14 protein-coding genes and 1 pseudogene are annotated in these 12,381 nt (G+C 56.0%); 9 read left to right on the forward strand and 6 right to left on the reverse strand.

The genetic code is table 11. The features are described 5' to 3' along the window. From PM04_RS18095 to PM04_RS17695, 3 genes and pseudogenes are all read left to right on the forward strand, one after another. A pseudogene (locus PM04_RS18095) lies at positions 1-291 on the forward strand (integrase); the annotation flags it as partial. 107 nt (positions 292-398) lie between these two features. Continuing rightward, on the forward strand, positions 399-791 hold the full coding sequence (locus tag PM04_RS12270) for an aminotransferase class I/II-fold pyridoxal phosphate-dependent enzyme (RefSeq protein WP_052068479.1): 393 nt from the start codon (positions 399-401) through the stop codon (positions 789-791). A gap of 222 nt (positions 792-1,013) precedes the next feature. Further along, a complete protein-coding gene (locus PM04_RS17695) occupies positions 1,014-1,616 on the forward strand; it encodes a bestrophin family ion channel (RefSeq protein WP_255347914.1) in 603 nt (200 codons plus the stop codon). A 387-nt stretch (positions 1,617-2,003) separates the two neighbouring features. Here PM04_RS17695 and PM04_RS12275 read toward each other — a convergent pair whose 3' ends face one another. Next, on the reverse strand, positions 2,004-2,471 hold the full coding sequence (locus PM04_RS12275) for a hypothetical protein (protein ID WP_152594040.1): 468 nt from the start codon (positions 2,469-2,471) through the stop codon (positions 2,004-2,006). A 121-nt stretch (positions 2,472-2,592) separates the two neighbouring features. Here PM04_RS12275 and PM04_RS12280 point away from each other — a divergent pair, with 121 nt between their 5' ends. Both PM04_RS12280 and PM04_RS12285 read left to right on the forward strand, forming a co-directional pair. Further along, on the forward strand, positions 2,593-3,786 hold the full coding sequence (locus PM04_RS12280) for a site-2 protease family protein (RefSeq protein WP_234702876.1): 1,194 nt from the start codon (positions 2,593-2,595) through the stop codon (positions 3,784-3,786). After that, positions 3,783-5,408: a PAS domain S-box protein gene (locus PM04_RS12285; RefSeq protein ID WP_081946116.1), complete on the forward strand. Its 1,626-nt coding sequence runs from the start codon at positions 3,783-3,785 to the stop codon at positions 5,406-5,408. The genes PM04_RS12280 and PM04_RS12285 overlap by 4 nt, the downstream gene beginning before the upstream one ends. Here PM04_RS12285 and PM04_RS12290 read toward each other — a convergent pair. After that, positions 5,375-6,142 (reverse strand): response regulator, encoded by a 768-nt coding sequence (locus tag PM04_RS12290; RefSeq protein ID WP_038007249.1) that lies wholly within the window; start codon positions 6,140-6,142, stop codon positions 5,375-5,377. The two genes, PM04_RS12285 and PM04_RS12290, sit on opposite strands and share 34 nt — an antisense overlap. Before the next feature lie 165 nt (positions 6,143-6,307). On the opposite strand from PM04_RS12290, the gene PM04_RS12295 reads away from it, so the two are divergent. Then, positions 6,308-6,982: a helix-turn-helix domain-containing protein gene (locus tag PM04_RS12295; RefSeq protein WP_038007252.1), complete on the forward strand. Its 675-nt coding sequence runs from the start codon at positions 6,308-6,310 to the stop codon at positions 6,980-6,982. Between the two features lie 42 nt (positions 6,983-7,024). On the opposite strand, the gene PM04_RS12300 is transcribed toward PM04_RS12295, so the two are convergent. Beyond that, a complete protein-coding gene (locus PM04_RS12300; protein ID WP_038007254.1) occupies positions 7,025-7,462 on the reverse strand; it encodes a DUF2267 domain-containing protein in 438 nt (145 codons plus the stop codon). Further along, a complete protein-coding gene (locus tag PM04_RS12305; protein WP_038007258.1) occupies positions 7,459-8,673 on the reverse strand; it encodes an EI24 domain-containing protein in 1,215 nt (404 codons plus the stop codon). Before PM04_RS12305 ends, PM04_RS12300 begins: the two co-directional genes overlap by 4 nt. A 136-nt stretch (positions 8,674-8,809) precedes the next feature. On the opposite strand from PM04_RS12305, the gene PM04_RS12310 reads away from it, so the two are divergent. Then, positions 8,810-9,649, forward strand: a complete 840-nt coding sequence (locus PM04_RS12310; protein ID WP_038007262.1) for a universal stress protein — start codon at positions 8,810-8,812, stop codon at positions 9,647-9,649. Here PM04_RS12310 and PM04_RS12315 read toward each other — a convergent pair. Beyond that, a complete protein-coding gene (locus PM04_RS12315; RefSeq protein ID WP_038007266.1) occupies positions 9,639-10,343 on the reverse strand; it encodes an endonuclease/exonuclease/phosphatase family protein in 705 nt (234 codons plus the stop codon). The genes PM04_RS12310 and PM04_RS12315 overlap by 11 nt on opposite strands. 58 nt (positions 10,344-10,401) lie before the next feature. On the opposite strand from PM04_RS12315, the gene PM04_RS12320 reads away from it, so the two are divergent. Continuing rightward, entirely contained in the window at positions 10,402-11,052 is a 651-nt protein-coding gene (locus tag PM04_RS12320) for a hypothetical protein (protein ID WP_081946114.1), read from the forward strand. Positions 11,053-11,060: 8 nt separating this feature from the next. Here the strand turns inward: PM04_RS12320 and PM04_RS12325 are convergent, their stop codons facing one another. Then, positions 11,061-11,360, reverse strand: a complete 300-nt coding sequence (locus PM04_RS12325; RefSeq protein WP_038007269.1) for a chaperone modulator CbpM — start codon at positions 11,358-11,360, stop codon at positions 11,061-11,063. A 168-nt stretch (positions 11,361-11,528) separates the two neighbouring features. Between PM04_RS12325 and PM04_RS12330 the strand changes: the two genes are divergently transcribed. Further along, positions 11,529-12,374 (forward strand): universal stress protein, encoded by an 846-nt coding sequence (locus PM04_RS12330; RefSeq protein ID WP_038007272.1) that lies wholly within the window; start codon positions 11,529-11,531, stop codon positions 12,372-12,374. Positions 12,375-12,381 lie beyond the last annotated feature (7 nt).

Genomic DNA, 12,381 nt, shown 5'->3' on the forward strand with positions numbered 1-12,381 from the left:
CATCAGGGAGACGCGCGCGGCACAGCCCCCCTCTTCCCACAGTATGCCCGTCCAAGAGGAAGCGATGCGGCCTCGGCCATGCTCATGAAGCGGTTGAGAACCCAGATCAACGACAAGAAGATCACCATCCACTCCCTGCGTCACCGCATGAAAGACAAGTTGCGCAACACGGGCTGTCCTGAGGCCATCTCCCTGGCCATCCTCGGCCACAGCACCAACACCGTCGCTGCAAACTACGGCTCAGGCTATGCGCTGGACATCATGCGAGAGCATATGGAGCGGGTGTGGTAGCCCCCCATACACTTAATTATCAGCCCTAAAAAACGGGCGCGTTGGGGAGGTGCCCTCATTTCATAAGCCTAAGGAATTGAACCCAATTAGAAACCCTTCCATCAAGCGTGCCTTTCAATGCTGATTGGTCTCTCCTCATTGGAGTGATTTGTGATGTGCTAAAAACCAAACCGCGTATGTTGATCTGTTCCTCGCCCAGCCACTACTCTGGACCCGCAATCTCTGAAAAGGAATTCCGTCAAGTCCTTGCTTCGATCATGTCGGAAGCGCTCATCTGTTTTGATGAGGCTTATGTCGAGGTCGTCGAATCTTCAAACCGGTTCAGCGACCTCGTAATTCTCAAAGATTCCGGGAAGCCCTTCATTGTTCTGCGCACGTTTTCGAAGGCTTATGGATTAGCAGGTGTTCGGGTCGGTTTTGGAATCATGACCGAACCTGCGTTGATCACGTCATTGATGAAAACCCGCACTCCGATCGGCGTTAGTGCGATGGCCGCCTGAGCAGCAGCGCAGTCCATCGACGATGTCGATCATTTTGGCCCATGTTATGGGGCAGGTGACAAACGAACGGAGGCGCGTGACTCCATTATTCCGCCGATCTACGACAAGGTTATCGTCATCACTTTATTCACATCACTTGTAATTGCTCTTGAACAGTTATGCCACTGATCTACCGCGTATTTCCATGCCTGCTATGGGTGTATTTGGCGTTGCACTGTCGCTATTTCTGAAGTTAGCAACAATCCAGCATACGATCGCTGGCAGGAGGCACGAAAGCAGTGGGACAACATCATTACTAACGTCCAAATTCTAGATCGACATCTATACGCTTTCCTAGACGAGCGCGCAGAAAAGAAGCGGATCCTGTCACACCTTGTCGCATTCGCGCATCTTCACTGTGCATTCCTGAACGGAGATAACGTAAGAGCAGACATTGTCGACTGGATCGACGATGACCTTGCCAGCGTATTGGTCGCGAATCGCAACCCGGCAGATGTAGTCTTGTGTACTGTAGTCGATCAGGTTGGAGCCTTAGCTAAAGAAGGCGCACTTAACGGTTTCGGCCAGAGGACAATCTCAAAATTTCTATCCTTGAGTGAATTGGCGCACGCCGCGAATGAACGGATATTCACAACCTCGATGCCATTTGTGTTTTCGCTTCTCATCCATCTCACGATTTATCTCTACTGTGGGCTTCTGTCCTTCATCCTGATCGGTCCGACCCACTGGCTTGCAACACTGTTTGCCGCAGTTGGCGCCTATATTTTTTGGGCTTGCAGGCCGTCACAAATGAGCTGGAATGGTCGTTTTATGTTACACTCATAGACTACCATTAGTGCACTGTGCCGCACAATTGAGATTTCTGTGTGTGAAACAATCGACAGTCCTGCACCAGAAGATCAGTTACCGGATTATGGCGTCTTGCGCCGAAGTGCAGCCCACTATGGTAGATATTTCTCAACAAACGATCACACAATGTTTAAAAAACTTGGATCACGCTTCAGCCCCAAAAGTTCGGCCTTGCCCGTCTCCCCTGAAAAGTCCGGTGTTTTGAGTGAGCCTGAGCCTCAAGAAGTAGATAGACGATGAAGAGACGCCGCTTCACTAAGCAACAAGTTGGACGTTCGAATGCGCTAACACAAGGTAACTATTGCGCCGCCGACACTAAGCATCGGGTGAGAAAAGCCCTATCGCTTGCGAACTAGAGCTTGCTCAAGCGGGGCGGCCAAAGGGTTTTGTGTCGCAAAGCAGCGCCTTGAGTTCAGGGCTACGGCAGCGCCGCTCAGACTGGTCACGGTGAGACCCAAGCCTCAAGAGCAACTCGCTCATCTGCTGGCTGTACGCCCGAAAAATCAACGCCCGGATGGCGCGTGACCCCGCCATCAACGTGTCTATCCCCTCCCGTGTAACCACGATCGCCTCTATTTCAGCATGCGGGATTTCAGCAGGTTCAAAGGCCTCAAATTCCATCAAATACCCCGTCGAAAGCACGCATTGGGCAGCCTGGTGACTGCAGGAAAGCACCAATGCCGCCCCGCCAAAATCCGCGTCATCCACCGCTTCCGGCACCAGCGTCAAAAGCCACCTGTCCCGCGCAAACGGCCGCGTAATCACCCGCCCCATTCCAATCGAAACACGTGGGGCGCAGGCACCAAAAACCTCAGTAACTGTGGCAGCCAATCTAGAGGACCGAGGGGATTGATCATGCCACATAGTGGGTCGTGCCTTCGAATTACATCGGCCCAAGTATCGCGGTTCCACCAGGCGAAACCTTGATATTTATCAATCTAGAATGGGCGATGTGCAGGCAGACAAAGCATATGAGCCAGAGGCGATCATGTTTGCAAATGCGGTAAAGCTATTCTCGATTAACAATTTTGACATCAAGATTGCTCCCGGCTGGGTGCTGATTGCTGCCCTCATCACTTGGAGCCTTTCGCACCAATACTTCCCACAAACACTGCCCAACGCGCCGCCTGCTGTGCATTTGACGATGGCGATCTGCGCAATGCTTGGGCTCTTTGCCTCTTTGTTGCTGCATGAGTTGGCTCACTCCGTCATCGCTCGTCACTTAGGGATAGAAATCAAAAGCATCACGCTCTTTCTATTCGGCGGTGTAGCCGAAATGACCCAAGAGCCGCGCTCAGCACGCGCCGAGTTTTGGATAGCGGTGGCAGGGCCAGCGATGTCATTCTGCCTTGCGTTTGGATTTTGGATAATTGGGGCATTTGCGGCAGGCACCAACGCGTCCGAAGCGGTTATAGCGGTCCTGTCATACCTCGGAGCCGTTAACCTTGTACTGGCGCTGTTTAACCTTTTGCCCGCCTTCCCTCTTGATGGCGGACGCGTCTTGCGCGCGGTGATTTGGCACCAAACCGATGATGCGCTCAAAGCCACACGCATGGCCACGCAATCCGGCACGATCTTAGCCTACGTGCTCATGTGGCTTGGCGTTATGGCACTGTTTCGCGGGGCGGTTATCTCTGGGCTATGGACCATCCTGATCGGCACTTTTGTGCTGCTCGCAGCACGCGCAAGTTTGGCGCAACACCTACTTAAGTATGCATCAGATGGCCGGACTGTTCGCTCATTCATGACCCACAACCCGACCACTGTAAGCCCCGATGCAATGTTATCCGACGTGATCCATGATATCGTTTTAGGCGCGCGCAAAAGCTTTGTTCCTGTAACTGAAACAGGGGTGTTATTGGGTCACATAGATATGTCTGTCATTGCGGTAATTGACCGTGAAAACTGGGCGAATACGCGCGTCGGTGACGTTTTCGTCGGGCTCGATCCAGCCGTCATGCTCGACCCCGATTTAGCCATCTCACAGGTTACGGACATCATTACCCAAACCGGGCGGCGCAAATTTATGGTGGTCAAAGATCACGAACTTTTGGGTGTGTTAACCATGGCGGATCTGGCGCGCCATATGACCACCCAAACCCCAAATACCTCCACAAGCGTGAAACACTCCAAGATTGAAAAATGAACGATTTCGGTTTGTACTTGGTCGGCGTGTTGGGCGGATCGGGACAAAGGGATAATACTGTGAACCAGGCCAATAAGGACGAACTCACGCAGACGGATGCAGTCCTAAAGGCCATTATGGACGCCGCCGTTGATGCTATGGTGGTGTCGGATCGGGTCGGTAAAATCCTTAGCGTTAACCCTGCTGCAATTAAGATGTTTCAACATACAGCTAACGAAATGCAGGGGCACAACGTTCGTATTTTGATGCCTGACGGACTGGCTCATTTACACGACGGGTTCATGTCAGACCACATGACCACCGGCGAAAAACGGATCATTGGTTTAGGCCGCGAAGTTGAGGGTAAGCGGAAAGACGGTACCGTTTTTCCCCTGCACCTATCAGTGGGCCGCACAGGTCACGATGGTAATGAAATTTTCATCGGCATTATGCATGACCTCACACAACGCAAATCTACTGAAGCCGCACTTTCTCGATCACAGCGACTAGACGCTATTGGTCAAATGACTGGCGGCATTGCCCATGACTTTAACAACATCTTAACAATCGTGACCGGCAACCTTGAGCTACTTGAAATGCGGAACAAGGATGATCGTCAAACAGCCCTGATCCGTGATGCGCTCGAGGCCGCTGAACTTGGCGCCGACCTGACCCATCGGTTGCTGATGTTTGCGCGCCGAACCACCCTGCATCCGGTGAAATCCGACCTAAGTGAGATCTGCATCGACGCACTGCACCTGCTCGAACGGACCTTGGGCGCAACTTATCGGATCAGTACAGATTTTGCGGCAGATGCAGACCCCGTCATGATAGATCCAACGCAACTCCAATCAGCGTTGATGAACCTTGCGCTCAACGCACGTGACGCGATGCCCAACGGGGGAGAATTGATGGTATCGGTTGCCAATGTCACGATTGACGACGATTACATTGCCCAAGAAACCGACATAAAATCAGGTCATTACGTGCGGCTTTCCGTCATTGATAACGGAATTGGCATGCCACCCGAGGCTCAAAGCCGTGCCTTTGAGCCATTCTTTACCACCAAATCTGATGGCAATGGGACAGGGCTTGGCCTTGCGATGGTTTACGGATTTGTGCGCCAATCGGGTGGCCATGTCACTTTGTATAGTGAGCCCGGGCATGGCACCAGTTTTGGCCTCTATTTCCCCTCTGCCCACGCGGCGGCAGCAATAGAAACCGCGCCTAAACCCGATACACCACTCGCGCCTTGGCATGGCAACGGAGAGCGCATTTTGGTCGTCGAAGACAACGCATTGGTGCGCAAAATCTCGATTGAGCGTATCCGCGATTTGGGCTTCGCAACCGAAGAGGCCAGCTCGGGTGATGAAGCTTACCAAATGCTTAAAGGCGGGGTTGCCGTTGACTTGGTATTCTCAGATTTGGTGATGCCCGGTGCACTGAACGGCTATGATCTCGCCGCGCGTATCCGCACAGAATTTCCAAAGCTAAAGGTCCTGTTAACCTCTGGCTACGCCAGCGATGCAGTTACGGGTTCAATGTCGGGCGCTACACCGCAAGAAATCCTTCACAAACCTTACCGCCAAGCGGACCTGATCGAGCGGCTTCATGCCTTGCTCGGACCTAGCTCGGGGGCGTGAACCTCCGTAACCGTGCAGGTCAGCGTATAGCCCACACCGCGCACCGTTTTGATCAGCTTAGGGGTCCCGGGATCACGCTCAATCTGTTTACGAAGCCGCGCTATCTGGTTGTCAATCGTGCGATCCATGGGCGTCCAAGAAGTCCCGCCCGTTAGATCCAACAACTGATCACGCGACAGGACCCTCTTGGGCCGCTCAAGAAATATCATCAACAGCTTAAAGTCACCAACTGTCAGATTACATTCGATATTATTTCGATCCAGAAGCTCCAGTTGCTCCGGTATTGCGGTTAGCCCATCAAAACGAAACTGCAAAACACGATCCGCCGAAGATGCTTCGGCAGAGGACACAGGCGCAGCATCCGTACGCACTGACCGCCGTAAAACGCTCCGAATTCGGGCAGTTACTTCGCGAATATGGAACGGTTTGGTAATGTAGTCATCCGCCCCAACCTCAAGCCCGACAACCCGATCAATTACATCATCCTTGCCTGACAGCATCACAATCGGCACCGCAGACGTACGCCGTATTTCGCGCGCCAGATCAACACCGTTATCTTTACCAAGATTAATATCCAGCGTGATCAAGTCGATGTGACCCTGCGCTAGCGCCTCATGGACGCCGGCCGCCGATGCGGTTTCACACACTGCGAAACCGTCGCCCTCTAACACGTTTCGCAAAAGCGTCCGTATCTTGGGGTCATCATCCACAATCAGAATTGTCGGATCACCCATGTTCATATCTCACAATGCATAAAACGGGTCGCGGGGGGGCCTTACCTGCGCCCCAAAACCGATGACCCAACGTTACAAAAAATTACAAAAAGCTACATATATAAATTAATGCATATTACACTCGTTAACCAATGTCACTCCGACACGAGCGCGGAGGACACATTGATGTACGTCACAATTCCTGATCCCGGCACGATCGCCGCCCCCCTTGCCCCCTTGGCCAGCAGTACTCCAAAACCGGCTGAGGCCCGCCTGCGCCCCGGCGCGTTTTTGTACTATGAGGGCGATAAAGTGGACTGGCTCTATCAAGTCACCAGTGGGGTTGTCCGTCTGACCCGGCTGCTTGCAGATGGGCGGCGGCAGGTTATCGCCTTTGGCTATCCCGGCGATATCATTGGGTTTCCCGCTGATGGTCAACACCACACCGATTGCGAAACCCTTACGGATGCCCGCTTGCAACCGTTCCGCCGTGCACACCTTGAAACCGGCGAAGGCGACCCTGTGCTGCATAGCGCACTATTGCAGGCCGCCCTGCGCGAAATCAGCGCCATGCAAGACCACTTCATGATGCTTGGGCGAAAATCGGCGACCGAAAAGCTGGCGTCGTTTTTATGTGTGTTAACAGATCGTGTCGGGGAGGACTTGGGCAACTATCGTCAGGTCAAACTACCGATGTGTCGGTCTGACATCGCGGATTTTCTCGGTTTAACGACCGAAACCGTCAGCCGCACGTTCACGCAACTGCGCAAAAGCAAGATCATCGCGATTGATCAAAGCCATACAGTCATCATCCAAAAACCCACTGCCCTTCTAGGGCTTTCGCTGGGTGACCTAGACTAACACACGGATTCTTAGCCTTACGGCACCACCGTAGGGCTGTTTTCACGTGCCGGGCACAGGCCATAACGCGCGCAAATCCTGCGGTAGACAGGCGCGAATATCCTCAATCTCACCGGGGCTTAGGCGCGCGTTCAACAGATCAAACACACAGCGGATATCCTCACGCCCGCGATATTCACTGCTGTCGGTCATTAACGTATCAATCGCGGTGATAAACGCACGGCCCGAATGCTCTTTGAAAAGGGTCCGTTTCGGCGCCCAACCCTCGAACAGGAACCCCCGCACAAACACGGGCATCTGGGCCGAAAACTGCGCCAGCTCATCGCCCGGCAGATGGTCACGCACACGTTGCAACGTGACCCGCAACAGCCGCAATGCATTCCGTTTTGAGGCCCAGTCCAACCGCTCTGCCAACTCATTGATCCATTCATGGGTCAGCTGCACGCTGTGGTCGATCACTTCCAACCCTTGCGTTGTCATAGTCCTGTCCTTTCTTGGTTTGATCCGTCCCCACTCGGCCCGGCATCAAGGTCCGAGGCCTTCATAATCCGCCGACACGCGGCCCGGGTCATCGCGCCGACCCCCAGTAAAACAAGCGTGTAATTGATCACCCAGCCAACAAAGGGGATGAAATTCAGTAGCGCGACCACACTCAACGCCGCCGCAAAAACCAACAGGCGCGCAGTGCTGCTTGGGTCTGCCTCGCGGCCAAATCCGGACCAAATCCGCATGGCCACGCCATATGTCCCAAGCGCGTAGCCCAAAATCCACGCCACCACGATGGCCAACAAAACGACCGGCACAAACGGCAGGCCCACCACCGTTAACGCGGTAACGGGCACCAAGCCGCACAACACGGACAGGCCCCCAACGCCCAACAATATCGACCGTCCCAGCGCATCTGATACGCTACGGCGCAGGCGCGACACCCGCTCAGGCATAAAGCTGAGCATCACCGCCCCCAGCGCAACAAAAAACAGCAGCGAAATCACGAAACCCATCACCATCGAGGCAAAGGGTGGCACCCCGGGCAGGTCTTGGCCGAACTCGTCCCACTCCTCCCACATGTCCGCGTGTGAGAGACGTTCAAACACGACCCGCTCTGCGGCGGCCACGCGGCCGGGCACCGTGATGCGGTCCGGGGTCGAATACGTCAGGGCACCGCTGATGACAGCATCCGCGCCAAACGTCAGGGTCTGCGCCATGATCCGAACGTCGCCCGCAATGGCGGCATTCACGATCACGTCGCGGCCCGTGACCATTAAGGCCCCCTCGATTGGCCCCTCAATCGTGACCGAATTGCCAAACAACCGAACGTTTCCTTGGGTGATTGCCTCGCGCTCCGTGCGCAGCGATAGCCCCGCGACCGTGAGGTCTTGGCCCACGTTGCCCCGCACCACGACGGTCATGCCGGCGGCGTAAACATCCCCCGCAACATCCGTCCCAATCGACAGATCCAGTCCAGCGACATGCAAATCCTGCCCCGCCTCGCCGCTCGCCTCAACCGTGCGCCCAGAAACAAAAGTATCACCCGGACTGCGGATTGCCTGATGCACCTGCCCGCCCGCAATATAGGTGTCACCGCCATGCGTGATGCTCGACACCTCGCTGCCATCCGCACGGGCCACAGCGGCCCCGACCATCAGGGCAATCGCCAAGACAATGCTCCCGGTTTTGGCATGTTTGGTCATCTGATCGCTCCTCGCAGCCCGCACATAGGAGCACCCTACGCGACCCGGCCCGACCCCAATTGATAGGGATCAATCAAGGACGCCCACGCGCTGTTAACCTTTTGCGTAAACCCCAAGCCGCAAAAAGGAGCACGCCATGCGACCCAAGACCATTCTCGTCTGTCTCACTACGGCCGAGCAGACCGCGACCATTCTAAAAGTCGCCGTGCCCCTTGTCCGAAAACACGGAGCGCATCTTGTGGGCCTGCGCACCGTAGAAGCGATCTTGGTCTATCCCGGCATCGCCATGCACATTCCCGAAGACACGTTTTCGGCCTTTCGCAGTAGCCAAAACAAAGAAACCGCCGAAATCGAAGATATATTCGAACACCACACCAGCCCCGAGGATTTCGTCAGCGAATTTAGGGTTGTACGGGCCGATACCCGCTCCGCCACCGACCGCATGATCGAAAGCGCCCGCGCCGCTGATCTGGTGATTATGGCCCAAGATGGCCAAGACACAGACCCCCGCGATATGCGTCAGATGCAGCGCGACGTGATCCGCGAATGTGGGCGGCCGGTGCTGGTAATCCCCGCTGATTATCAAGGCCCCGAGATCGGCGAAAAGATCGTCCTTGGCTGGAGCGAAACCCGCGAAGCCGCGCGCGCCGCACATGATGTCCTATGCATAGCCGAGCCTGATGCGCGCCTGACCGTGCTAAGCGTGGGCCGCACCGCTGAGGACCTGATGGCCGCCGATGACGCCATCGCCATTACCGAAATGTTCGCGCGCCATGGGTTGCGCCCAACCCTAGAACATCGCGATCCCTTGGGCCAAAGCATCGCATCGGTCCTCGGCGCCGTGGCCTTTGAAAAAGGCGCTGACATGATCGTAACAGGTGCGTTCGGCCATTCTTCGACCTATGATTTTGTGATCGGCGCGACCTCGTATGAACTGCTGCGCGATCACAAAGTTCCCATCTTGTTCAGCAAGTAGCGGGCGGGATTTCGATGTCCGACCAGATCGGCAAATGGTCCGAGGCGATCTTGGCCAACGGCCCTTCCTCAACCCCGGCGTCGCGCAAAATGACACCCGGCGTCATCGCAAACCTGTCCAGCGCCGCAATAGGACGCCGCGCATGGAACGACCGGCCCGGACTGTGGGTGTTGAACCGCGCGGCCAAGGGTTCGAGCCCTTTGCTCACCGACCATTCGTTAAAATCACCGCCAATGATGCAATGGGTATCATCAGCCGTGGCCGCAGTCAGCGCGGCCAACTGCGCACGACGATCTCGCCGTCGCAGCCCCAAATGGGTGGCCACAAGCGTCAGCCCCGGCCCCACGTTCAGCCCCACGCGAACCGCGCCGCGTGGCTCCAACCCCGGCAAAGACACGCGCTGCACGTCACCCGCGCTCAGCCCCTTGCGCACCAAAACCGCATTGCCGTGCCACCCAAGGCTCAGCCCATTGTCGCACACCTCAACCACGTCAAAATCAGTTTCCGCTGCAATCATCTCTCGCGATAGCGCGGGCGGCCGCAGCCCCAGCCGCCGATCCGCCTCTTGCAAGACCACAACATCCGCCCCCAAAGTATTAAGAACCGCGCAGGTCCGCTCGGGGCGACGTCGTTGATCAAGCCCACGGGCCTTGCGCATATTATAGCTGGCGATACGGATGAAATGTGACGACATCCCACATAAATAGTGTCTAACACGTGCGATTTTAACACCTACGGAGCGATTTACCCCCATGAAAGTGATCCCAAATACCAGCAGTACAATGCTGACCATCTGGACACTTTTACTGTTAACTGGGTTAATTTCTTTGGGCCTAGCGCGCTGGTCCCTCGCCTTCGTCAGCCTCACCACCCTCAGCCTCGCACTAGTCCCCCCGCTACTCGCAGCCCGCTGGTCCCTGACCCTTCCACTACCCTTTTTGCTGTTCACCACGCTGTTTTGCTTTGCCTCCATCTTCCTAGGCGAGGCGTTTGATTTCTACGAACGTTTGTGGTGGTGGGACCTCGCGCTCCACGGCTCTTCGGCGGTAGGATTTGGCCTCATGGGGTTCTTGTTCGCCTTCATGTTGTTCGAAGGCGACCGCTTCGCCGCGCCCCCCTCCGCCATCGCCCTCATCAGCTTTTGCGTTGCCATGACCGTCGGCGCCACATGGGAAATTTTTGAATTCACGATGGACGCAGGCCTTGGGATGAACATGCAAAAATCCGGTCTTAGCGACACGATGGGCGACCTCATCCTCAACGCATTCGGCGGTCTGATCGCTAGCGTCACAGGCTATCTCTATCTGCGCCAAAGCCCGGCGGGCCTGTTGGGGCGCGGACTGTCACAGTTCATAGAGGTAAACAGCCGCCTCTATCGGAAATACAAAAATCGCCTGAAATAGAGCCTACTTTATGGAATTTCATACCGCGCAAGCCGCCGACGCGCCGCATCCCGTTCCTCTATTAACTCCAACACAAGCGCCAGACCCGGCGCGTTGATCCCCAGATCACGGCTCAACCGACCGGCCTTTTTCGCACGCACGATACTCGCCCCCACAAACCGCCAATTCCCGCGATGACTGCCCACGGGGGTCAACACGCCCTCCTCTACCAACTCGATAACCCAATCTTCATCTGCATGAACAAACCGGCACAGATCCGGCAGCGATAGCGCGTCCGCCGTCTCCCTCCGTCGTGTGGTCTTCTTCATCCACTTCTCTCCTACTTGGGCGTCAACACCCGCGGTCCAATCCGTTAACCCTCTTCCGATGCCACAGCCCGACCCAAGGTCTATTGATCTTTGTCAGTCCCGGCCCGCGCGCCCGTGTCACGCTCCATTCATGATTTGGCCACAGCCGCCCCCAGAACGGAGACCACCATGAACAGCCGCACCCTTCTTTTCGTGATGAACAGCGCGACCCGAGACGCCGAGATTGCCGCCATGGCGGAGATGACAGGCCGCGACGGGACGCACCTTGTGTGCCTGTTGGTTGATCCCACGCCCGCCCTGCCCGCCTATGCCTACGGCATCCCGCCCTACGGCGCCGTCAACATCCCCGACAACTGGCAGCTACAGGTCCAACAGGCTCATAACAAACAACAAACCCGCGTGGATGAGGTCGAAAAACTGCTCGCGCACCACGGGACTTCGGGGCAAGTCATGGGCACGCTGACCGCCTCTCTACACGTCAAACATCAAGTCGCCCGGTGCGCCCGCGTCAGTGATGAGGCCGTCTTTGCAAACAACCTGCGCGAAACACCCCACCTTCTGCGCGAGGCGATATCTGGCGTGCTGTTCCACTCGCCCATCGGGTTTCAGGTCAACGCCAATACCGCCCACAAACCCACCCGCGTGTTCATCGCATGGGATAGCAGTCCCTCCGCGGCTGCGGCCGTCCACCGCGCCCTGCCCTACCTTAAGAATGCTCAAGAAGTGGTTATCGGCTGCATTGATCCCATCATGACCCCCGAACATGACGGCCAAGATCCCGGCACCGATTTGGCCGCATGGCTCAGCCACCATGGCTGCACCGTCACCGTTTCTCAGTATCCCAGCGGCGAAAGATTGATCTCAGATTGTATCCAAGACCGCGCCCGCGAAACCGGCGCCGACCTGATCGTTATGGGCGCCTACGCCCGCGGCCGCATGATTCAGACTGTGCTGGGCGGGACCACGCGGTCGATGGTTGAACAAACTGAAATACCAGTGTTTTTCGCGCATTAACTCGAGT

The organism is Thalassobacter sp. 16PALIMAR09 (assembly GCF_000765485.1).
Lineage (GTDB): Bacteria > Pseudomonadota > Alphaproteobacteria > Rhodobacterales > Rhodobacteraceae > Thalassobacter > Thalassobacter stenotrophicus.